The organism is Nocardioides korecus, assembly GCF_054778395.1.
This window is the reverse complement of the sequence record NZ_BAAGZO010000001.1, coordinates 40,430-61,073: the sequence shown is the minus strand read 5'-3', so window position 1 is coordinate 61,073 and position 20,644 is coordinate 40,430. Positions and strand designations below refer to the sequence as shown.

The window sequence follows — 20,644 nt, the reverse complement described above, 5'->3', positions numbered from 1 at the left end:
ACACGGCCTCGACGACGCGGCCCGGGGGGCCTGAACTGCTCGCCACCAGCACACCATCGTCGGGATCGGGTCCGACCCCACGCAGGAGGAACCTCATGCAGCGCACCACCTACCTCGCCTCGGCCCTCGTCGTCGGCGCCCTGACCCTCAGCGGGTGCGGGTCCAGCTCGCTGGACAGCGGGTCGAGCACCAAGAAGGTCGACACCGGCTCCGGGACCGACAAGTCCGCCGCCGCCCTGGTCCCCGCCTCGATCAAGAGCAAGGGCACGCTGACCGTCGGGTCCGACGCCAGCTACGCCCCGAGCGAGTTCGTCGCCGGCGACGGCAAGACCATCCAGGGCTTCGACGTCGACCTGTTCACCGCCGTCGCCAAGAAGCTCGGCCTCAAGGTCACCTTCCAGAACGCCGGCTTCGACTCGATCATCCCGGGTGTGGTGAAGAGCGGGAAGTACGACGTGGGCGTCTCCAGCTTCACCATCAACGCCGACCGCCTCAAGGTCGCGCAGATGGTCTCCTACTTCAACGCCGGCACCCAGTGGGCCACCGTCAAGGGCGACCCCAAGAAGGTCAACACCGACAAGCCCTGCGGCCTCAACGTCGCCGTGCAGACCAACACCGTGCAGGACACCGACGACCTCCCGGCCAAGGTCAAGGCCTGCGCCGCGGCCGGCAAGCCGGTCAAGGTCGACCGCTACGACAAGCAGGACGAGGCCACCGCCGCCGTCGCCTCCGGCAAGGACGACGCGATGCTCGCCGACTCCCCGGTCGTGGCCTACGCGGTCAAGCAGTCCAAGGGCAAGCTGCAGTCGGTCGGCAGCATCTACGACGCGGCCCCCTACGGCTACGTGCTGCCGCCCAAGCAGCCAGAGCTCGGCAAGGCCGTCGTGGCCGCGCTCGAGGCGCTCAAGTCCGACGGGACCTACACCAAGATCCTCAAGGCGTGGGGCGTCGACCAGGGCGCGCTGAGCACCTTCAAGATCAACCCGACGTCCTGACATGAGCGACACCGCCCCGCGGGGAGGCGCCGGGCGGTCCTCGACCGAGGACCGCCCGGGCACGATCGACGCCGTGCCCGTGCGCCACCCGGGGCGGTGGGTCGCGGCGGCGGTGATCGCCCTGTTCGCGGCCAAGCTGGTCCACCTGCTGCTGACCAACGACGCGTTCGACTGGAGCTTCATCGGCCAGGCGATGATCCAGACCCCCGTGCTGCGCGGCCTGCTGATGGGCACGCTGCTCGCCACCGCCGTCGCGATGCTGATCGCGGTGCTCCTCGGGGTGCTGCTCGCGGTGATGCGCCTGTCCGACAACAAGGTGCTCTCGCTCACCGCCTGGACCTACACCTGGTTCTTCCGGGCGATCCCGCGCTACGTGCTCCTGTTCATGATGGGCGCGCTGGGTGCGGTCTTCCCCAAGGGCCTGGGCATCGGGGTCCCGTTCGGCCCGCAGGTGATGCACTTCCTCGGCTTCGACCACCAGCTCGTGCTGTTCAACCTCGACGCCAACACGCTCTTCAGCTCGCTCGTGGGCGGCATCCTGGGCCTGGGGCTGTCCGAGGCGGCGTACATGGCCGAGATCGCGCGTGCGGGCATCCTCTCGGTCGACCCGGGCCAGCGCGAGGCCGCCTGCGCGCTGGGCATGAGCAGCAGCAAGGCCACCCGGCGCGTGGTGCTGCCGCAGGCGATGCGCGTGATCGTGCCGCCCACCGGCAACGAGACCATCGCGATGCTCAAGGACACCTCGCTGCTGCTGGCGGTCCCGGTGAGCAACGAGCTCTTCACCCAGCTGCGCGCCATCGGCGCGCGCACCTTCCAGACCTTCGACGTCGCCGTGGCGGCGACGCTGTGGTACCTCCTGATCTGCAGCGTCCTGATGTACCTCCAGATGCACGTCGAGCGCTACTTCGGCAAGGGCTTCGGCACCAAGGGGCCGGCCAGCGCGGCCGAGCCCGCGGCCGGCACGACGACCCAGGAGGCGGCCCTGTGAGCACCGAGGTCAGCGACTTCCCCCTCGTGCACGCGGTCAACGTGCACAAGTCCTTCCACGGCGTGGAGGTGCTCAAGGGCATCGACATCGACGTCGCCTCGGGGGAGGTGATCTGCCTGCTGGGCCCCTCGGGCTCGGGCAAGACCACCTTCCTGCGCTGCATCAACCAGCTCGAGACCATCCAGGGCGGACGCATCTGGATCGACGGCGACCTCGCCGGCTACGTCGAGAAGGGCGACAAGCTGCACCGCCTCGGCGACAAGCAGATCGCGGCCCAGCGGCGCGAGATCGGCATGGTTTTCCAGCGGTTCAACCTGTTTCCGCACATGACGGCGCTGCAGAACATCATGGAGGGGCCGATCCAGGTCAAGGGCACCTCCAAGGCCGAGGCCGAGAAGCGCGGTCGCGAGCTGCTCGGTCGGGTCGGGCTGGGGGAGCGCTGCGACGCCTACCCCTCGCAGCTCTCCGGAGGCCAGCAGCAGCGGGTCGCGATCGCACGCGCCCTGGCGATGGACCCCAAGCTGATGCTCTTCGACGAGCCGACCTCGGCGCTCGACCCCGAGCTGGTCGGCGAGGTGCTCTCGGTGATGCGCGAGCTGGCCCGCGGCGGCATGACCATGATCGTGGTGACCCACGAGATGGGCTTCGCCCGCGACGTGGCCGACCGGGTGGTCTTCATGGACGGCGGCGTCGTGGTCGAGCAGGGCGCCCCGGCCGACGTCATCAACAACCCCCAGCACGAGCGCACGCGCAGCTTCCTGTCCCGCATCCGCGAGGAGAACGAGCAGTACGCCGAGACGCTGCACGAGCGCGCGCTCGCCGACGAGGCCTGACCGGTCGCACGCACGCCTCCGCGGCGGGTCGGTGATTCGATCGCGGCGGATCGGGCACGGGCCACGTACGGCGCAACGCGGCGCCGTGCGATCTGAAGGAGGCACCATGTCAGAGACCCCCGACCAGCCGCTCGGCGACGACGAGATGCAGACCAGCGGCCACGCCACCGGCCGTGGCACCGCCAGCGAGGGTGCGGAGGGCGGCTCCCACGGTCCCGCCGACGCCCCCGGCAGCGACACCGACGCCAGCGACGGCACCGACGGCTCGGACTCCGACGCCTCGGACGGCTCCTCCCACGGTCCCGCCGACGCCCCCGGCAGCGACACCGCCGGTCACGACGGCACCGACGGGTCCGACTCGGACGCCTCCGACGCCTGAGTGGACGCTCTCGACCTGCTGAGCGGCGACGCCCGGACCTTCGTGGAGAAGGTCTGGGCGTCGCACGTCCACGTCCACGAGGGCGAGCCCGGCGACCTGGTCGGGCTGCTGTCCTTCGACGACGTCGACGAGCTCCTCACCTCCACCGCGATCCGGACCCCGGCCGTCCGGGTCGCCCAGGACGGCGCGGTCCTGCCCGCCTCGCGCTTCACCCGCAGCGGGGCGACGATCGCCGGCGAGAACCTCACCGGCCTGGTCGACGCCCGCAAGGTGATCGACCTCGTCGAGGGCGGCGCGACGGTCGTGCTCCAGGGGCTGCACCGCTACTGGCTGCCGCTGACCCGCCTGGTCGCCGAGCTCGAGCTCGCCCTGGGTCACCCCTGCCAGGCCAACGCCTACCTCACCCCGCCCGGCTCCCAGGGCTTCGCGGTCCACAGCGACAGCCACGACGTCTTCGTGTTCCAGACCCACGGCGAGAAGCTGTGGGAGGTCCACCCCGCGCCGGGGGAGTCCACCGAGGGGCCTCGCGAGGTGCTCCTGCGGCCCGGGCTGAGCATGTACCTCCCCACCGGCACCCCCCATGCCGCCCGCGCCCAGGACACGGTCTCGCTGCACGTGACCATCGGCATCAACCAGCTCACCTGGCGCACGTTGCTCGACCGGGCCGTGACCGAGGCGATGGCCGCGCTGGACGCCGACGCCCACCTGCCCGCGGGCTACCTCGACGACCCTGCCGGGGTGGCCGACGGGCTGGCCGAGCGGCTGCGCTCCCTGGCCGACGCCGTCGGGACCACCGACGCCGCCGCCGTGGCCGAGTCGCAGGTGCGCTCGTTCCTCCAGGGACGCGGCGCCCACCTGCGCGGGTCGCTGGTCGACCGGCTCTCCCTCGACGACCTCACGCCCGCCACCACGCTGCGCCGCCGACCGGGCAAGCCCTGCGTGCTGCGCCCGGCGCAGGACCACCTCGACGTGCTGCTCGGCGACCGCGTCCTGAGCGTCCCGCTCCGGGTCGCCGACGCCGTCGAGCGGGTGCGCGCGGCCGCCACGCTCACGCCCGCCGACCTCGGCCTCGACCCCGCCTCGGGGGTCGTGCTCTGCCGGCGCCTGGTCCGCGAGGGTCTGCTCGAGGTCGTCCGCTGAGCGCCGAGCCGGTCGAGCCGGGTGACCCGCTGGCCGGACTCGGGCGCCCTGAGCGGTTCCGGTGCTCGGTCGCGGCGGAGCAGCGGGGCGACGACCTGGCCGGCACGGCCACCCACGTCGAGGCGTTCCTGCTGGTCGAGCACCACGGCCCCTGGGGCGCGGCGGTGCTGCGCGACAGCCGGCTCGACGCCGACGTCCAGGCCCACCTGAGCGGTCACCGCGGGCTCAAGGTGCTGCTGGTCCGGCGGCACGACCGGGCACGCCGCGGGTCGGCGTACGCCGTGATGGCGGCGTTCCCCCGCCGCCGCGTCCTGGTCGCCACGACCGTCGCGGACCACCGCGGCGTCCTCGACCTCGACGTCGCCGCGATCGCCCGGGGCGAGGTCCCCGACTGGGACCGCGTCGAGGGGCCGGCGTACGCCGTCTGCACCCACGGCAAGCACGACGCCTGCTGCGCCGAGCGCGGTCGGCCTGTCGCCGCCGTGCTCACCGGCTTCCGGCCCGACGCGACCTGGGAGGTCTCCCACGTCGGGGGCGACCGGTTCGCGGCCAATCTGCTGGTGCTGCCCGAGGGGCTGTACTACGGCCGGATGGACCCGGTCTCCGCCCCGGTCCTGGCCGACCTGCACGAGTCCGGACGCCTCGACCTGGACCGGCTGCGCGGACGCTCCGCGGTCGCGATGTCGGCCCAGCACGCCGAGATCACCCTGCGCCGGCACCTCGGCGACGACCGCATCGGCTCCGTGCGGTTCGTCCGCTGGCAGGGGAGCACCTGCGTCCTCGAGCGCGCCGGCGAGCAGTGGGGCGTCGAGGTCACCCGCGTCGTCGGCGAGCCCGCCCGGCTGACCTGCGGCGCCGCCGGCCCCGGCACCGCCGCCTCCTTCGCCTCGGGCACGCCCCACCGTCTCTGACCCGTTCCGGCGGTCGAGCGTGGCCGCCAGGTCCGCCGTCGGGGCCCTGCCCGACCGACGCGGGTGGGAGGGTGGGGCCATGACCGAGACGACCGAGACGGACCCGGTGGCCGCGCTGCGGCTGGCGCTGGCGGGGCACGACGAGGAGACCGTGGCGACGCTGCTGGCCAGCGTGCCGGTGGGGGTCCTGGTGCGCGAGGAGCAGGCGCTGGTCGGGCGCGACGGTGGCGGGACCCTGCTGCCGGTCTTCCTCGGCAGCGACTCCCTCGACGCGTTCACGGCCGCCCAGGGTGACGTCGGCGACGTGCGCCTGCTGCGCCCCAAGGAGCTGCACGCCCTCCTGGTCGGTCTCGAGGTCACCACCGTCGTCGTCGACCCGTCGCTGGAGTCCCCGACGCGGCTGCCGGGGGCCGAGCTGCGCCGCCTCCTCCAGGGTGAGTACGCCGACCAGGCCGGCCAGCGCCACCTCGTCGGCCCGGTCGCCCTCGAGCCGGACGCCGACCTCGGCGGCGTCCTGGCCGCCGCGCTGGGCGTCGCGACCGACGGGCCGGAGCTGCTGGCCGGGCTGGAGGACCACGCCTGGGCGCTGACCCGCACCAGCCGCGGCATCGACACCCCGAGCCTGGCGCTGTCCGACGACCTGCCCGAGGAGGTCGTCGAGGCGGTCCTGCTGCTCCTGCGCGCCGCCGAGCTGCCCTGGCCCGACCTCGAGGTCACCCAGCTCGACGCCGAGCAGACCGCCGCCGCGCGCGAGCACTGGGGCGCCGGCGCGCTGCCGACCACGGTGAGCTGACCGTCGAGTGCAACGTCACGGTCCTCGCGGAGCGGGGCCGACGACGGTGGTGTGACACTCGAGCCAGCGGGACGCGCGAGGCGCACCCGGTGAGGAGGAGCGACGTGCGGCACGGGTCGGCGTACCTCGTGGACCGATCGGGTCGCCACTACGCCCTCGACGACCTCCGGTGGCGCGGGGACGACGGCGGTCCGCTGGCCGTGGGCCCGCTGCCCGGGCTCCGGCCCGCGCAGGTCGACGTCGGCGAGCGCTCCCTGTGGAGGTACGCCGCGGCCCTGCCCGTCGACCCTGCCGCCCGCGTCAGCCTGGGGGAGGGCTGGACGCCGCTGGTGCCGACCCGGTGGGCCGGGGTCGACGTCCACGCGAAGCTCGAGTGGACCAACCCGACGGGGAGCTTCAAGGACCGCGGGGCCTCGGTGATGCTCACCCACCTGCGCGCCCAGGGGGCGACCCACGTGCTCGAGGACAGCTCGGGCAACGGCGGCGCGGCCGTGGCGACGTACGCCGCAGCAGCCGGCCTCCGCGCCACCGTCCTCGTCCCCGAGACGACCTCGCCGGCCAAGGTCCTCCAGACCCGCGCGTCCGGGGCCACGATCGAGCTGGTCGGCGGCACCCGCGACGAGGTGGCCGCCGAGGCCGTGCGCCGCTCGGGCGAGCTGACGTACGCCAGCCACGCGTGGCACCCGATGTTCCTGCAGGGCACGAAGACCCTCGGCTACGAGCTCTGGGAGCAGCTCTGCCACCGCGCGCCCGACAACGTCGTGCTGGTGTGCGGCGGCGGCAGCACCGTCCTGGGCTGCGACCTCGCGTTCGGCGAGCTGCTGGCCGCCGGTCAGGTCGAGCGCCGGCCGCGGCTGCTCGTGGGCCAGCCCGAGCACTGGGCGACGGTGGCCGACACCGTCAACGGGCTCGACCCGCACCGGCGTCCGATGCGGGAGCCGACCGTGGCCGAGGGCGCCTCGATCGCGCACCCGGTGCGGCTGCCCGAGGCCGTCGCCGCGATCCGGCGGTCCGGGGGGCCGCCCACGCCGTGCCCGAGGACGCGGTGCGGCAGGCGACGCGGGACCTCGCCGCCCAGGGCCTGTACGCCGAGCCCACCAGCGCCGTCGCCGCCGCGGCACTGACCCACTTCGTCGAGAGCGGGCTGGTCACGCCCGACCAGACGACCGTGCTCGTGCTCACCGGCTCGGGGCTGAAGTCGGCCGACCGGATGGCCGAGATCCTCGCGCACTAGCGCAGCGCGGCGCGGGCCAGCTCGAAGATCGCGTCCCGCCGACGGTCGAGCTCCTGCTGCTCGGGACGCACGCCGGGTCTCACGGGTCCTCCTCGCGTGTCTCGGTAGATCGGTTGCCTGCCTCTGGACGATCCTCGCGCAGGTGCGCCGGTTCGACGTAGGGCTCCTAGGTGAGTTCGACCCGCTCGAACCCGACGTCCGCGCCGGCGCTCACCTCGCGGTGCAGGCGCGTTCCGCCCACCCGACGAGCCGCCAGCTGCCGTCCTTGCCGACCCGGGCGCGCGCCGCCGCCTGCGCCTCGTCCGGCAGGCGCCCGAAGTGCCGGAGTGAGGCCAGGACCGCGACGGCCTGGGCATTGCCCACGTCGCGGGTGCGCCTCCGTCGGGCTCCTGCGCGAGCACCTCGAGGAGCCCGACCGGTGGACGGTCCGACCGGGACCGGGGTCGACGCCGCCTCATCCGAACCAGATCCTGGAGCGCTTCGTCTTGAGGACCCGGCACTGCTCGATCAGCACGGCTCTGGCCGCCTCGTCGGCCCAGTGGTGCTCGAACTCCGGGAGGGTCTCCTCGAGCTCACGCGCCGCCTCGGCGTCCATGCCGGGAACGTCCGCCAGGTCGCCGCGCCCCAGGTAGGCGCGGACGAGCCCGAGGTCCCCCACCCAGTCCTCCGCCTCGACGCGGATGTCGATGCCCTGCTCGGAGCGCTCGGTCCAGAAGCGCAGCGTGATGCCGTTCCACCGGAGGTCGATCCAGGCGGCACCCATGCCCGTGCCCGTGACCGAGTCGACGATCGAGTAGTACCCCGGGCGGAACAGGAACTCGTAGTGCTCGGCGAGGAGCAGCAGCAACCTCGTCAAGTACGCCGCCTGCGGTGACGGCGTCACGGGCCCAGTCTCGGTCGGGTCGCTTCGGTCCGGGGACCCTGGATCACCGACCAGCTGAGGCTGTCGAAGACGCAGTTCTCCTGCTCCGAGAACGTGATCGTGTCGGGCAGCTTGCACTCGCGGCGGACCAGGTCGAGATCGATGGGGTCGCGGAACGTGCACTCCCAGGCCCTTTGCGTCGGCCGGAAACCCCCACCTCGGACCTCGTAGCCGTGGGCGACGAGCAGGTCGACGATCGGTTGCAGGTGGCGGTACGGCGCTGCCGGGTCGTCGCTGCGGGCAGCCAGGCACATGATCACCAGGATCCCGTCTCGGCGCGAACGGTCGTCACGTGGCGACGCTCGTGCGGCCCGCCGATTGTCATGGAACGTCAGCCAGCCCGCGGGCCCGATCGCGCAGAACCGCCATTTCTCCAGGCCCGAGCGCTTCGACAGGGCGCTCGGGGTCGAGAGGGCAGAAGAATTCGCCCTGCTGGGTCGCGGCGGCCAGAACTCCTCCGGTCATGTGCTCGGGTGCGAACAGGTCGGGGGGATCCGCGAATGGGCACCCTTCGGCCCCCAGCCAGGCGATGACGGCTCCTCCCGCGATCAAGCGGTCGAACAACGTGCGGACCGCGCCCCGCCATTCGCGACCGAGCGGCCACGACTGCATAGCCACGTCCCAGCCAACGACCTCCCACTGATCGCCGTGCAGACGGAACGAGGTCGGCTCACGGTCGACAGGCCAGTCCGAAACCGGCCAGTCCAAGGAAGGGGCCCCTGGGGCGTGCAGGGCGTAGACGATCAGTCCCGGAACCTCGTCCCCGGCGACGAAGACGGTGAGGCTGTCCCGCGCAGCCACCGGGGTCACGGCAACCACTTGGTGAAGGCGTAGATCCAGCGGATGCCGCCCTGGTCGCCGGACCGGACGGCGCGGGGCGTGTCGGCCGGTTCCGCGGGGACCTCCCCGGCGCACGGCACGTAGAGGACGCTGCGTCTCAGCGAGCCCATCAGCGACGCGGCGTCCCCGACGCCGTGGCGCAGCAGGTCGATCTCGCTCCGCAGCACCGAGTTGTCGATGGTCACGACCGTCCCCTCCCGTGTCCGACCCCGCCACGATGCCCGTGCACCGCGCAGGGTAAACAACCGGGGGGCTCGTACGGGTTCGTACAGGTTTCCACTACCTGTGGACGGGGTACTGCCCCGCCACGCTCATCCGGGCTCACCGGGGCTCACCGGGGCTCACCCACGCTCGTCCGGGCTCACCCAGGCTCATCAGGGCTCACCAGGAGGATTTCCATGTCCGTGCTCGACAAGAGCGCCATCATCGCCAAACCGGGGTACAGCCGCTGGCTGATCCCGCCGGCGGCGCTGTGCGTCCACCTCTCCATCGGCCAGATCTACGCGTTCTCGGTCTTCAAGACCTCGCTGGTCGACCACTTCGGCTCCTCGCAGACGGCCGTCTCGTGGGTCTTCTCCATCGCGATCGTGATGCTCGGGCTCTCCGCCGCGATCCTGGGCACGTGGGTGGAGCGCAACGGCCCCCGCAAGGCCATGGTCGTCGCCGCCCTCTGCTGGGGCATCGGCTTCATGATCGGCTCGGCCGGCATCGCGATCTCCAGCCTGCCCCTGCTCTACCTCGGGTACGGCGTGCTGGGCGGCATCGGTCTGGGCATCGGCTACATCTCGCCGGTCTCGACCCTGATCAAGTGGTTCCCGGACCGTCCGGGCCTGGCCACCGGCCTGGCCATCATGGGCTTCGGCGGCGGTGCGCTGATCGCCTCGCCGCTCTCGACCAAGCTGCTGGGCGTCTTCGACTCCGGGTTCAACCCGACGGACAAGACCTCGGTCGCCGACGGTCACGCGCTGAGCACCACGTTCCTCGTGCTGGGCATCGTCTACCTGGTCTTCATGCTGATCGGCGCCACGCTGATCCGCCTGCCCCACGACTACGCCGAGGGCGAGGAGGCGACGTACAACCCGGGGACCAACGGCGCCCTGGTCCGCGCCAAGCAGGCCATCCGCACGCCGCAGTTCGCGTTCCTGTGGGTCGTGCTGTTCTGCAACGTCACCGCCGGCATCGGCATCCTCGAGCAGGCCGCCCCGATGATCCAGGACTTCTTCCGCTCCGGTGCCGCGTCGTCGGTCTCGCCGGCCGAGGCCGCGGGCTTCGTCGGGCTGCTCAGCCTGGCCAACATGGGCGGTCGCTTCGCCTGGTCGAGCCTGTCGGACAAGGTGGGCCGCAAGCGGACCTACATGATGTACCTCGGCGTCGGCCTGGTCTTCTACGTCCTGCTGGCCACGGTCGGGCAGACCTCCACGGCGGTCTTCGTCGTGCTGGCCTTCGTGATCATCAGCTTCTACGGCGGCGGCTTCGCCACGGTGCCGGCGTACCTCAAGGACCTGTTCGGCACCCTCGAGGTCGGCGCCATCCACGGTCGCCTGCTGACCGCCTGGAGCGCGGCCGGCGTGGTCGGTCCGTTCATCGTCAACGGCTGGCTCGACGCGGCCGGCACGCCCGGCAAGCTCCAGGCCTCGAGCTACCACCCGGCGCTGATCACCATGGTGGTCGTGCTCGCGGTGGGCTTCGTGGCCAACCTGCTGATCAAGCCGGTCGAGGAGAAGCACTTCGACCGCGAGGCGGTCGACGCCCAGTCGCGCCGCAGCACCCACCCGACCGAGACGACCGTCGCCGGAGGCACCCGATGAGCCAGCACAGCAACGACACCACGACGAGCACCAGCCCGGCCCTCCTGATCGCCCTGGCCTGGCTGATCGTGCTGGTCCCGCTCGCCTACGGCCTGTGGCAGACCCTGGTCAAGGCGGCGCAGCTCCTCGGGGGCTGACCCGCACCGACCGCGGACCACGAGAGCCGCCCTGACGCCGTACGGCGCCGGGGCGGCTCTCGTCATCCCTGCCCCACCCACTTCTCGAGCGGGGGACCGGATCCGGCGGGAGATCGCGGTCGGGGGTGTGCGACCTCCCGCCGGACCGGCGTCGGACGCCGCGCTGCCACGGGGGTCGCGTCGGCGTCCGCGGCAAGTCTCGCTCGGCCACGGTGCCCGCACCTGAGGCGAGAGGACCAACCTGGGGTGGTGCCGATGCGCTACGTCGCGGCGACCCGGCCGTCGATCCGGGCGACCCGGGCCTCACACGTCGGGCAGCAGCCCCTCGCGCACCGCGATGGACAGCGCCTCCAGCTTGGAGTGGGCGCCGAGCTTCGCCGACAGGTTCGCGACGTGGTTGCGCACGGTGTGCACGCTGACGAACAGCTGCTCGGCGATCGCGGCGTTGGTCATCCCGTCGGCGACCAGGCCGAGGACCTCCCGCTCCCGCTCGGTCAGCTCCTGGTGGGCCACCGCCGGGGTGCGGCCCAGGCGGGGGAGGAGGCGGCTGAGCATCTCGGGGGAGATCACGGCCTCGCCGGAGCTGGCCGCGCGCACGGCCGCGGTGACCTCCTCGATGCCGCGGGTCTTGGACACGAAGCCCGAGGCCCCGGCCTCGATCGCCGCGATCAGCACGTGGTCGGCCGCGCTGGCGGTCAGGACGACCACGCGCATCGAGGGTCGCAGCGCCTGCAGCTCCCCGATCGCGCCCACCCCGTCGCCGTCGGGCAGGCGGTGGTCGAGCAGCAGCACGTCCGGCGCCGAGGTGCGGATCAGCTCGCGTGCCTGGCGCAGCGAGCCGGCGACGCCGGCGCTGACCAGGTCGGGCTCCGCGTCGAGGACCAGGGCGAGGCTGGAGGCGAGCACGTCGTGGTCGTCGACCACCAGCACCCGGGTGACGCGCGCGGTCGAGTCCTCGAGGTCTGCGGGCTCGGCCATGGCACTCCCTCGTCTGCGGTGGCGACGGGGCCGGACCGGGGTTCACCGGGGTGAGGCGCGACGCGTGGCCCCAACGTACTAGACCCGGTAGTGCTCGCGCGGCTCGTCACCGAGCCCGCTCCTCCCGCACGCTGGTGGGGTGCATGTCCTGGAGGAACGAGTCGGAGCGAAGGCGGTGGGTGAACGCGTGATCAGCGTCGCCGTGGCCGATGACGACCCGGGGTTCACCGAGGCCCTGGTCGACGTGCTCGAGGCCGACCCGCGGTTCGACGTGGTCGGCACCGCCGCCACGGGCGAGGACCTGGTCGACCTCGTGGCCCGGGCCGATCCCGACGTGGTGCTGCTCGACGTGCAGATGCCCCGGGGCGGTGCGGCGGCCGCCCGCGCGCTGACCCGGACCGGCCGGGGTCCCGTGGTGGTGGCCCTGTCGGCCCAGACCGGGGCCACGCACGTGCTGGCGATGCTGCGCGCCGGTGCCCTCGGCTACCTGGTCAAGGGCCGGGTGGGTCACGACCTGCCGGACCTGCTGGCGCGCTGCGCCCGCGGCGACGTCGTCCTGGCGGTCCCCGGGGCCGCGGAGGCCATGCGCCAGCTGAGCGGGTCGGACCGGTGACGCCTCAGGCGGGGCAGGCCGGGCACGCCGGTGGCCCGCCGATCGACCGCGAGCACCTGGCCGCCCTCGTCGGCCACGAGCTCCGCACCCCGTTGACGATGATGGTCGGCTACACCGAGCTCCTCAGCTGCGGTGACGCGGGGGAGCTGACCTCGGAGCAGCAGCGGATGGTCGTCGCGGTCGAGCGCGGCGTCGAGCGGGTGCAGGAGCTGGTCGAGGACCTGCTGGCCGTGGCCACGCGGGCCATCGGGACCTGCGGGTGCACCGACGACGTCGCGGACGCCGTACGCCGACTGGCCGGCGTCGACGGCGAGCACGAACCCGCTCGATCGGGGCGATCGGCCCGGGGAGTTCGCATCCCGGCCTAGGCTGCCGGGCATGAGCAGCGACAGCCTCCTGGGCGGGGCCGACTGGACCGGTCACATCTTCGTCGACGGCACGTGGGGCCCCGGCTCCGGCGGCACCGGTGACGTGGTCGAGCCCGCCACCGGGCGGGTCCTGGGCAGCACCGGACGCGCCGACGCGAGCGACGTCGCGCGGGCCGCCGCCTCGGCCGCCGCGGCGCAGCGCGAGTGGGCCGCCCTGCCGCACACCCAGCGGGCGGCGGTCCTGCGCCGGGCCGGCGACCTGTTCGCCCAGCACGCCGAGGAGCTCTCGGACTGGAACGTCCGCGAGGTCGGTGCCGTCCCGGGGATGGCCGGCTTCGCGCTGCACGTCGCCTCCGAGGAGTGCTGGACCTCCTCGGGGCTGCCCGGCCACGCCCGCGGCGAGGTCATCCCCAGCGAGCAGCCGCGCCTCTCGATGGCCACCCGGGTCCCGGCGGGCGTGGTCGCGGTGATCTCGCCGTTCAACGTGCCGCTGATCCTGAGCATCCGCTCGGTCGCCCCCGCCCTGGCCCTGGGCAACGCGGTGCTGCTCAAGCCCGACCCCCGCACGGTCGTGACCGGCGGCGTCGGCATCGTGCGTGTCTTCGAGGAGGCCGGGCTGCCCCCCGGCGTGCTCCAGCTGCTCCCGGGCGGGGCCGACGTCGGCCAGGCCCTGGTGGCCGACCCGCACGTGCGGGTGATCTCCTTCACCGGCTCCACCCAGGCCGGCCGCGCGGTCGGCGAGGCCGCCGGACGGCACCTCAAGCGGGCCCACCTCGAGCTCGGCGGCAACTCCGCGATGATCGTGCTGGAGGACGCCGACGTCGAGAAGGCCGTCAACCTGGCCGCGTGGGGCTCGTTCTTCCACCAGGGCCAGATCTGCATGACCACCGGACGCCACCTGGTCCACGAGAGCCTGCACGACGCCTTCGTCGAGGCGCTGGCGGCCAAGGCCGACCAGCTGCCCGTCGGCGACCCCGCCTCGGGCCAGGTCGCGCTCGGCCCGGTGATCGACGCCGGGCAGCGCGACAAGATCCACGGCCTGGTCACCGCCACGACCGGTGCCGGCGCGCGTGCCGCGGCCGGGGCGACGTACGAGGACCTCTTCTACCGGCCCACCGTGCTCGCCGACGTCACCCCCGACCACGCGGCCTTCCGCGAGGAGATCTTCGGGCCGGTCGCCCCGGTGACCCGGTTCCGCGACGCCGAGGAGGCCGTGCGCCTGGCCACGGCCGGTGAGTACGGCCTCTCCCTGGGCATCGTGACCCGCGACGTCATGCGCGGGCTGGCCCTGGCCGAGCAGATCCCGACCGGCATCGTGCACGTCAACGACCAGACCGTGAACGACGAGGCCAACGCCCCGTTCGGTGGCGTGGCGGCCTCCGGCACCGGGTCGCGCTTCGGCGGCCCGGTCGCCAACATCGAGGCCTTCACCGAGACCCGGTGGATCACCGCGCGCTCGGAGCCGCCGACGTACCCCTTCTAGGGGCTCGCCCCGCCCCCGCCCGGGGCGGTCACGATTCGGCAACGTCGGGTCGGCGTCCTTGACCCTCCGATCCCCAAGCCCGAGGGTTTGGTCCACCGCGCGACCCCGCGTGGGCCAGATCACTCCCGGAGGCTGTCCTGAGCACGTTGGAGGACCCGAGCTCGTCGGTCGCGGCCGACCCCGAGGTGGTCCTCGCGGGCGAGGACCGCATCGAGGGGCGCTCCCTGACCCAGATCGCCTGGGGTCGCCTGCGCCGCGACAAGGTCGCGCTGGCCGGCGGGGTGTTCATCGTGCTGCTGATCGTGATCGCGCTGGTGGCCCCCCTGCTGACCAGGATCACCGGCGGCTCGCCGTCGGAGTACCACAACGAGCTGCTCGACCCCTCCCTCGGCGGCATCCCCTACGGCACCTTCGGCGGGATGAGCTGGGCGCACCCGATGGGGCTGGAGACCACGAGCGGCCGCGACATCTTCAGCCGGGTGCTCTACGGCGCCCGCATCTCGCTGCTGATCGCGATCCTGGCCACCGTCGTCTCCGTCGCCATCGGCACGGTCGTCGGCATCGTGGCCGGGTTCTTCGGCGGCTGGGTCGACGCCGTCCTGAGCCGGCTGATGGACATGTTCCTCGCGTTCCCGCTCCTGGTCTTCGCGATCGCGCTCTCCGGCGTCTTCCCCGACCAGGCGTTCGGGCTGTCCGGGCTGACGCTCAAGCTGTCGCTGCTGGTCTTCGTGATCGGGTTCTTCAACTGGCCCTACATCGGCCGGATCGTGCGTGGCCAGACGATGTCCCTGCGCGAGCGGGAGTACGTCGAGGCCGCCCGCAGCCTGGGCGCCCGCAAGCCCTACATCCTGTTCACCGAGCTGCTGCCCAACCTGCTGGCGCCGATCCTCGTCTACTCGACGCTGATCATCCCGACCAACATCCTCTTCGAGGCGGCGCTGTCGTTCCTGGGCGTCGGCGTCCCGCCGCCCACCCCGACGTGGGGCGGCATGCTCGCCGACGCGGTGAAGAACTACACGACGCCGCACTTCATGTTCTGGCCCGGCCTCGCGATCTTCGTGACGGTGCTGGCCTTCAACCTCTTCGGGGACGGGCTGCGCGACGCGTTCGACCCCAAGGGCCGGTGACCACCGGCGCTCCACTCCGCGACCCGGCGCACGCCGGGGCCGGATCACCAGGAAGGAACACAGATGCGCACCATGCGTAAGAGGGCGGCGGTGGCGGTGCTCACCGCGGCCGTGCTCGGGCTCAGCGCCTGCGGATCCAGCGGGGGAAGCAGCGGCCAGGGCAGTGCCCCGAAGCTGTCCAACGCGGCTCTGGGGAAGATCTCCGACGCCTCCAGCCAGAAGGGCGGGACGCTCAAGTTCGGCCTCGCCGGCGAGTGGGGCGACACCGTCGACCCGGGCGAGACCTACTACGGATACTCCTGGGACATGCTGCGCAACTACGCGCGCACCCTGGTGATGTTCAAGACCGTCCCCGGCAAGGCGGGCCTCCAGCTGACCCCCGACCTGGCCACCAGCCTGGGCAAGTCCAGCGACGGGGGCAAGACGTGGACCTACACCCTGCGTGACGGCATCAAGTACGAGGACGGCAAGACGATCACCGCCGCGGACGTGAAGTACGCCGTGCTGCGCTCGACCGACAAGAAGACCTTCCCCAACGGGCCGGCGTACTTCGACTCGATGCTGAACCTGCCCAAGGGCTACGACGGCCCCTACCGCTCCAAGGGCATGAACACCGACTCGGCGATCGAGACCCCGGACGCCAAGACGGTCGTCTTCCACCTCAAGCAGCCCTTCGCCGGGTTCGACTACCTCGCCCAGCTCCCGCAGACGGCCCCCGTGCCGCAGGCCAAGGACACCGGCGTGAAGTACAAGAACCACGTCATCTCCTCGGGCCCCTACATGTTCGACGGGAACTACGACCCGACGAACGGGTTCACCCTCAAGCGCAACCCGAACTGGGACGCCTCGACGGACCCGAACCGCAAGGCGCTCCCGGACAAGATGACCGTCAAGCTCAACATGGACCCCGACGACGTCGACAACCAGATCATCGCGGGCACGCTCGACGTCGACATCGCCGGCACGGGTGTGCAGCCCGCCGCGCTGCCGAAGGTGCTCCAGGACGCCACCCTCCGCGGCCGCGCGGACAACCCGGTCAACGCGCGCCTCTGGTACACCTCGATCAACCCCAAGGTGAAGCCGTTCGACAACATCGACTGCCGCAAGGCCGTCATGTACGGCATGAGCCCGACGCTCTACCAGAACGCCTACGGCGGGAAGTACGCCGGCGGCGAGATCGCCTCGACCCTGCTGCCCCCGCAAATCCCGGGCTACTCCGACTTCGACTACTGGGGCCAGAAGAAGAACCTCAACGGCGACGTCACCAAGGCCAAGGCGGCCCTGAAGAGCTGTGGCCAGTCGATCGACACCAAGATCGGCTACCGCGCCGAGCGTCCGAAGGAGAAGGCCACGGCCGAGGCCTTCCAGCAGGCGATGAGCAAGGTCGGCGTGAAGATCACCCCCAAGCCGCTGCCCGAGGGTGACTACTTCTCCTCCACCTGCGGCCTGCCGTCGTACAACGTGAAGAACAACGTCGGCCTGTGCGTCAACGGCTGGGGTGCCGACTGGCCCGACGGCTACGGCTTCCTGCAGCAGATCACCGACGGCCGCGTGATCCGTGCGACCGGTGGCTCCTCGAACATCTCGGTCAACATCCCCGAGGTGAACACGATGATCGACAAGGCGATCGTGGAGCAGGACACCACCACCCGGAACAAGGAGTGGGGTGACGTCGACAAGGCCGTCATGAAGCAGGCCGTGATCTACCCGGGCGTCTACGCCAAGGCGGTCCTCCTGCGCTCCAAGAACGCCACCAACGTGTTCGTCAACGAGGCCTTCGGCTACTACGACTACACCGCGATGGGCGTCAAGCAGTAGCACCTGCTCCACTCCGCACCCTCACCTCGAAGGAAGTGACGGCGACGGTGACCGGCTCCGCCGGGAGGTCCACCACCTCCCGGCGGAGCTGATCGCCCGGCCACAGCCTTGATCTCCTACATCATCCGGCGCCTGCTCGCCGCGGTCGGGCTCGTGATCGTGATCAGCATGATCACCTTCGCGATCTTCTACCTCCTGCCCCGCCTGGCCGGGGCCAGCCCCGAGACCCTCGCGACCCGCTACGTCGGTCGCGCGGCGACCGAGGGCACCGTCCAGCAGACCGCGCAGCGGCTCGGCTTCTACGACCCGCTCCCGCTGCAGTACTGGCACTGGGTCAAGGGCGTCGTGGGCGGCACGACGGTCGACCTGGGCTCCTCCAAGGAGTACTGCCCGGCCCCGTGCCTGGGCTACTCCTTCCGCAACCGCGACCCGGTGCTGCCCGAGATCCTGCACCGGCTCCCGGTGTCGTTCTCGCTGGCCATCGGCGCGGCCGTGATCTGGCTCGTCGCCGGCGTGGCCATCGGGGTGCTCTCCGCGCTGCGGCGCGGCTCCTTCTTCGACCGCGCGGCCATGACCGTGGCGCTCGCCGGCGTCTCGATGCCGATCTTCTGGACCGGCCTGATCGCCCTGACGATCTTCAGCTACCAGCTCGGCTGGACGCCGCCGGGGGCGTCGTACACGCCGTTCACGCAGAACCCGCTCCAGTGGGCCTGGGCCCTGCTGCTGCCATGGATCTCGCTGGCGCTGCTCTTCTCCGCGCAGTACGCCCGGCTCACCCGCGCCGGCATGCTCGAGACCATGAGCGAGGACTACATCCGCACGGCGCGGGCCAAGGGCCTCCCCGAGCGCACGGTCGTCATCAAGCACGGCCTGCGCGCCGCCCTGACCCCCATCGTGACCATCTTCGGCCTGGACTTCGGGCTCCTGATCGGCAGCGCGGTGCTCACCGAGAAGGTCTTCGGCCTGCCCGGCCTGGGCCAGCTGGCCATCGACGGGACCACCAACAACGACCTCCCGCAGGTCCTCGGCGTGGTCCTGCTGATCGCGGTGTTCGTCGCGGTCTCCAACCTGGTCGTCGACCTGCTCTACGCCGTCATCGACCCGAGGGTGCGTGCGAAGTGACCACCACGCAGGAACGACCCGGCAGCGGCCGGGCGACCGGCACCCCCTTCCTGGAGGTCACCGACCTCGCGGTCCACTTCGCGACCGACGACGGCCTGGTGAAGTCCGTGGACGGGCTGTCCTACTCCCTCGAGCGCGGCCAGACGCTCGGCATCGTGGGGGAGTCCGGCTCGGGCAAGTCGGTGAGCAGCATGGCCCTGATGGGCCTGCACACCGCCAAGAACGCCCACATCTCCGGCTCCATCAAGATCGACGGCCAGGAGCTCGTCGGCGCCCGCCCGGACGACATCCGGGCGCTGCGCGGCAAGAAGATGGCGATGATCTTCCAGGACCCGCTGTCCTCGATGCACCCGTTCTACACGATCGGGAACCAGATCATCGAGGCCTACCGGATCCACAACGACGTCTCCAAGAAGGTGGCCCGCAAGCACGCGATCGACATGCTCGACCGGGTCGGGATCCCCGAGCCGGGCCAGCGCGTGGACGCCTACCCCCACCAGTTCTCCGGTGGCATGCGGCAGCGCGCGATGATCGCGATGTCGCTGTCCTGCGACCCCGACCTGCTGATCGCCGACGAGCCGACCACCGCGCTCGACGTCACGGTGCAGGCCCAGATCCTGGACCTGATCCGCGACCTCCAGCAGGAGTTCAACTCCGCCGTCGTGATCATCACCCACGACCTCGGGGTGGTGGCCGAGCTGGCCGACGACATCCTGGTGATGTACGCCGGTCGCGCCATCGAGCACGGCACCGCCGAGCAGCTCTTCAACGCTCCCGAGCACCCCTACACCTGGGGTCTGCTGGGCTCGATGCCGCGCTTCGACAAGGCCCCCACCGACCGGCTGCTGCCGATCAAGGGCACCCCGCCCAGCCTGATCCGGGTGCCGAAGGGTTGTGCGTTCAACCCGCGCTGCGACCACCAGGAGCGGGTCGGCTCGGCCTGCCTGGTGGACCGTCCCGACCTGCTCGAGGCGGGGGACCACCACCTGGTCGCCTGCCACATCCCGACCACCGAGCGCCAGCAGATCTGGGCGCAGGAGATCTCGCCGAGGCTCGCATGACCACCTCCCCCGTCGACCCGACCCCGTCCGCGGACGCGCCCACGGGCCAGCGCCGCCGCGACCTGTCCGGGCGGGAGAACCTCCTGGAGGTCTCCGGCCTGGTCAAGCACTTCCCGATCAAGGGCGGCTTCCTCCAGCGCTCGTCCTCGGCCGTGCAGGCCGTCGACGGGGTGGACTTCTCCGTGCGCCGCGGCGAGACGTTCTCGATCGTGGGGGAGTCCGGCTGCGGCAAGAGCACCACCGCCCGCCTGATCACCCGGCTGCTCGAGCCGACCTCGGGCACGGTCGTCTTCGAGGGCAAGGACGTCACCCACCTCTCCGACGGCAAGATGCGCCCCCTGCGTCGCGACGTGCAGATGATCTTCCAGGACCCCTACTCCTCGCTGAACCCGCGGCACACGGTCGGCAAGATCGTCGGGGCGCCGTTCAAGCTGCAGGGCGTCGAGCCCGAGGGGGGCCGCAAGCAGGCCGTGCAGGAGCTGCTCTCGACGGTCGGCCTCAGCCCGGAGCACTACAACCGCTACCCGCACGAGTTCTCCGGCGGCCAGCGCCAGCGCATCGGGATCGCCCGCACGCTGGCCCTCAAGCCCAAGCTGATCGTCGCCGACGAGCCGGTCTCCGCCCTGGACGTCTCGATCCAGGCCCAGGTGGTCAACCTGCTCGAGGACCTCCAGGTCGAGCTCGACCTGACCTACGTGATGATCGCGCACGACCTGTCCGTCGTACGCCACGTGTCGGACCGGGTGGCGGTGATGTACCTCGGCAAGATCGTGGAGATCGGCGACCGCGACGACCTCTACGACCGCCCCCGCCACCCCTACACCGTCGCGATGCTCTCCGCCGTCCCCGTGCCCGACACCAAGCGGCGCCACAACCGCGAGCGGATCCGCCTCCAGGGCGACGTCCCCAGCCCGATCAACCCGCCCCCGGCCTGCCGCTTCCACACCCGCTGCTGGAAGGCCCAGGACATCTGCAAGACCCAGGAGCCCCCCCTCCTCCAGATCTCCACGGGCCCCACCTCCTCCCACCAGGTCGCCTGCCACTTCCCCGAGGGTGGCTGAGGGGATTCCCGGCGACCGACTGATCCCCGGCTA

The 20,644-nt window shown here is 71.9% G+C and carries 25 protein-coding genes; 19 read left to right on the top strand and 6 right to left on the bottom strand.

What is annotated here, in order from left to right; all coding sequences use genetic code 11:
• Positions 1-95 precede the first annotated feature (95 nt).
• The 9 genes from ACYVDA_RS00305 (at position 96) to ACYVDA_RS00265 (ending at position 7,273) form a co-directional block, all read left to right on the top strand.
• Positions 96-995 (top strand): ABC transporter substrate-binding protein, encoded by a 900-nt coding sequence (locus ACYVDA_RS00305; protein ID WP_460813583.1) that lies wholly within the window; start codon positions 96-98, stop codon positions 993-995.
• A 1-nt stretch (position 996) separates the two neighbouring features.
• Positions 997-1,983, top strand: coding sequence for an amino acid ABC transporter permease (locus tag ACYVDA_RS00300; RefSeq protein ID WP_460813580.1), 987 nt, complete (start codon positions 997-999; stop codon positions 1,981-1,983).
• Positions 1,980-2,816 carry an amino acid ABC transporter ATP-binding protein gene (locus ACYVDA_RS00295; protein ID WP_460813578.1) on the top strand — a complete coding sequence of 279 codons (837 nt, stop codon included), beginning with the start codon at positions 1,980-1,982 and terminating at the stop codon, positions 2,814-2,816. The genes ACYVDA_RS00300 and ACYVDA_RS00295 overlap by 4 nt, the downstream gene beginning before the upstream one ends.
• Positions 2,817-2,922: 106 nt before the next feature.
• Entirely contained in the window at positions 2,923-3,195 is a 273-nt protein-coding gene (locus ACYVDA_RS00290; protein ID WP_460813576.1) for a hypothetical protein, read from the top strand.
• Positions 3,196-4,335 carry a cupin domain-containing protein gene (locus tag ACYVDA_RS00285; RefSeq protein ID WP_460813574.1) on the top strand — a complete coding sequence of 380 codons (1,140 nt, stop codon included), beginning with the start codon at positions 3,196-3,198 and terminating at the stop codon, positions 4,333-4,335.
• Positions 4,290-5,246, top strand: a complete 957-nt coding sequence (locus tag ACYVDA_RS00280; RefSeq protein WP_460815047.1) for a sucrase ferredoxin — start codon at positions 4,290-4,292, stop codon at positions 5,244-5,246. Before ACYVDA_RS00285 ends, ACYVDA_RS00280 begins: the two co-directional genes overlap by 46 nt.
• 79 nt (positions 5,247-5,325) lie before the next feature.
• Positions 5,326-6,039, top strand: a complete 714-nt coding sequence (locus tag ACYVDA_RS00275) for a hypothetical protein (RefSeq protein WP_460813572.1) — start codon at positions 5,326-5,328, stop codon at positions 6,037-6,039.
• A gap of 89 nt (positions 6,040-6,128) precedes the next feature.
• The gene (locus ACYVDA_RS00270; protein WP_460813570.1) at positions 6,129-7,163 is read left to right on the top strand and encodes a threonine synthase; all 1,035 of its coding nucleotides are present in this window, start codon (positions 6,129-6,131) and stop codon (positions 7,161-7,163) included.
• Entirely contained in the window at positions 7,085-7,273 is a 189-nt protein-coding gene (locus ACYVDA_RS00265) for a hypothetical protein (protein ID WP_460813568.1), read from the top strand. Before ACYVDA_RS00270 ends, ACYVDA_RS00265 begins: the two co-directional genes overlap by 79 nt.
• A gap of 210 nt (positions 7,274-7,483) precedes the next feature.
• Here the strand turns inward: ACYVDA_RS00265 and ACYVDA_RS00260 are convergent, their stop codons facing one another.
• From ACYVDA_RS00260 to ACYVDA_RS00240, 5 genes are all read right to left on the bottom strand, one after another.
• Positions 7,484-7,636 carry a hypothetical protein gene (locus ACYVDA_RS00260; protein ID WP_460813565.1) on the bottom strand — a complete coding sequence of 51 codons (153 nt, stop codon included), beginning with the start codon at positions 7,634-7,636 and terminating at the stop codon, positions 7,484-7,486.
• 91 nt (positions 7,637-7,727) lie between these two features.
• Entirely contained in the window at positions 7,728-8,156 is a 429-nt protein-coding gene (locus tag ACYVDA_RS00255; RefSeq protein ID WP_460813561.1) for a hypothetical protein, read from the bottom strand.
• Positions 8,153-8,449 (bottom strand): hypothetical protein, encoded by a 297-nt coding sequence (locus ACYVDA_RS00250; RefSeq protein WP_460813557.1) that lies wholly within the window; start codon positions 8,447-8,449, stop codon positions 8,153-8,155. Before ACYVDA_RS00250 ends, ACYVDA_RS00255 begins: the two co-directional genes overlap by 4 nt.
• Before the next feature lie 67 nt (positions 8,450-8,516).
• The gene (locus tag ACYVDA_RS00245; protein ID WP_460813554.1) at positions 8,517-8,996 is read right to left on the bottom strand and encodes a hypothetical protein; all 480 of its coding nucleotides are present in this window, start codon (positions 8,994-8,996) and stop codon (positions 8,517-8,519) included.
• Positions 8,997-9,001: 5 nt separating this feature from the next.
• Complete coding sequence (locus ACYVDA_RS00240; RefSeq protein WP_460813550.1) at positions 9,002-9,220, bottom strand: hypothetical protein; 219 nt, start codon at positions 9,218-9,220, stop codon at positions 9,002-9,004.
• 213 nt (positions 9,221-9,433) lie between these two features.
• Between ACYVDA_RS00240 and ACYVDA_RS00235 the strand changes: the two genes are divergently transcribed.
• A complete protein-coding gene (locus ACYVDA_RS00235) occupies positions 9,434-10,843 on the top strand; it encodes an OFA family MFS transporter (protein WP_460813546.1) in 1,410 nt (469 codons plus the stop codon).
• Entirely contained in the window at positions 10,840-10,980 is a 141-nt protein-coding gene (locus ACYVDA_RS00230) for an MFS transporter small subunit (protein ID WP_460813541.1), read from the top strand. Before ACYVDA_RS00235 ends, ACYVDA_RS00230 begins: the two co-directional genes overlap by 4 nt.
• 303 nt (positions 10,981-11,283) lie before the next feature.
• Here the strand turns inward: ACYVDA_RS00230 and ACYVDA_RS00225 are convergent, their stop codons facing one another.
• Positions 11,284-11,958 carry a response regulator gene (locus tag ACYVDA_RS00225; RefSeq protein WP_460813537.1) on the bottom strand — a complete coding sequence of 225 codons (675 nt, stop codon included), beginning with the start codon at positions 11,956-11,958 and terminating at the stop codon, positions 11,284-11,286.
• A 187-nt stretch (positions 11,959-12,145) separates the two neighbouring features.
• Here ACYVDA_RS00225 and ACYVDA_RS00220 point away from each other — a divergent pair, with 187 nt between their 5' ends.
• From ACYVDA_RS00220 to ACYVDA_RS00185, 8 genes are all read left to right on the top strand, one after another.
• Positions 12,146-12,571: a response regulator gene (locus ACYVDA_RS00220; protein ID WP_460813533.1), complete on the top strand. Its 426-nt coding sequence runs from the start codon at positions 12,146-12,148 to the stop codon at positions 12,569-12,571.
• On the top strand, positions 12,568-12,939 hold the full coding sequence (locus ACYVDA_RS00215) for a histidine kinase dimerization/phospho-acceptor domain-containing protein (RefSeq protein WP_460813528.1): 372 nt from the start codon (positions 12,568-12,570) through the stop codon (positions 12,937-12,939). The genes ACYVDA_RS00220 and ACYVDA_RS00215 overlap by 4 nt, the downstream gene beginning before the upstream one ends.
• A gap of 10 nt (positions 12,940-12,949) precedes the next feature.
• Complete coding sequence (locus tag ACYVDA_RS00210; protein WP_460813523.1) at positions 12,950-14,422, top strand: aldehyde dehydrogenase family protein; 1,473 nt, start codon at positions 12,950-12,952, stop codon at positions 14,420-14,422.
• A 146-nt stretch (positions 14,423-14,568) separates the two neighbouring features.
• The gene (locus ACYVDA_RS00205; protein ID WP_460813519.1) at positions 14,569-15,549 is read left to right on the top strand and encodes an ABC transporter permease; all 981 of its coding nucleotides are present in this window, start codon (positions 14,569-14,571) and stop codon (positions 15,547-15,549) included.
• A gap of 63 nt (positions 15,550-15,612) precedes the next feature.
• Entirely contained in the window at positions 15,613-17,367 is a 1,755-nt protein-coding gene (locus ACYVDA_RS00200) for an ABC transporter substrate-binding protein (protein WP_460813515.1), read from the top strand.
• 108 nt (positions 17,368-17,475) lie between these two features.
• On the top strand, positions 17,476-18,489 hold the full coding sequence (locus tag ACYVDA_RS00195) for an ABC transporter permease (RefSeq protein WP_460813512.1): 1,014 nt from the start codon (positions 17,476-17,478) through the stop codon (positions 18,487-18,489).
• Positions 18,486-19,550: an ABC transporter ATP-binding protein gene (locus tag ACYVDA_RS00190; protein ID WP_460813510.1), complete on the top strand. Its 1,065-nt coding sequence runs from the start codon at positions 18,486-18,488 to the stop codon at positions 19,548-19,550. Before ACYVDA_RS00195 ends, ACYVDA_RS00190 begins: the two co-directional genes overlap by 4 nt.
• Positions 19,547-20,611: an ABC transporter ATP-binding protein gene (locus tag ACYVDA_RS00185; RefSeq protein WP_460813508.1), complete on the top strand. Its 1,065-nt coding sequence runs from the start codon at positions 19,547-19,549 to the stop codon at positions 20,609-20,611. Before ACYVDA_RS00190 ends, ACYVDA_RS00185 begins: the two co-directional genes overlap by 4 nt.
• Positions 20,612-20,644: the final 33 nt, after the last annotated feature.

Bases quoted from the DNA above. Each gene is read 5' to 3' on its own strand.
- ACYVDA_RS00210 (WP_460813523.1), top strand. From the start codon at position 12,950: ATGAGCAGCGACAGCCTCCTGGGCGGGGCCGACTGGACCGGTCACATC.
- ACYVDA_RS00305 (WP_460813583.1), top strand. From the start codon at position 96: ATGCAGCGCACCACCTACCTCGCCTCGGCCCTCGTCGTCGGCGCCCTG.
- ACYVDA_RS00300 (WP_460813580.1), top strand. From the start codon at position 997: ATGAGCGACACCGCCCCGCGGGGAGGCGCCGGGCGGTCCTCGACCGAG.
- ACYVDA_RS00250 (WP_460813557.1), bottom strand. From the start codon at position 8,449: ATGTGCCTGGCTGCCCGCAGCGACGACCCGGCAGCGCCGTACCGCCAC.
- ACYVDA_RS00235 (WP_460813546.1), top strand. From the start codon at position 9,434: ATGTCCGTGCTCGACAAGAGCGCCATCATCGCCAAACCGGGGTACAGC.
- ACYVDA_RS00290 (WP_460813576.1), top strand. From the start codon at position 2,923: ATGTCAGAGACCCCCGACCAGCCGCTCGGCGACGACGAGATGCAGACC.
- ACYVDA_RS00230 (WP_460813541.1), top strand. From the start codon at position 10,840: ATGAGCCAGCACAGCAACGACACCACGACGAGCACCAGCCCGGCCCTC.
- ACYVDA_RS00185 (WP_460813508.1), top strand. From the start codon at position 19,547: ATGACCACCTCCCCCGTCGACCCGACCCCGTCCGCGGACGCGCCCACG.
- ACYVDA_RS00225 (WP_460813537.1), bottom strand. From the start codon at position 11,958: ATGGCCGAGCCCGCAGACCTCGAGGACTCGACCGCGCGCGTCACCCGG.
- ACYVDA_RS00275 (WP_460813572.1), top strand. From the start codon at position 5,326: ATGACCGAGACGACCGAGACGGACCCGGTGGCCGCGCTGCGGCTGGCG.
- ACYVDA_RS00200 (WP_460813515.1), top strand. From the start codon at position 15,613: ATGCGCACCATGCGTAAGAGGGCGGCGGTGGCGGTGCTCACCGCGGCC.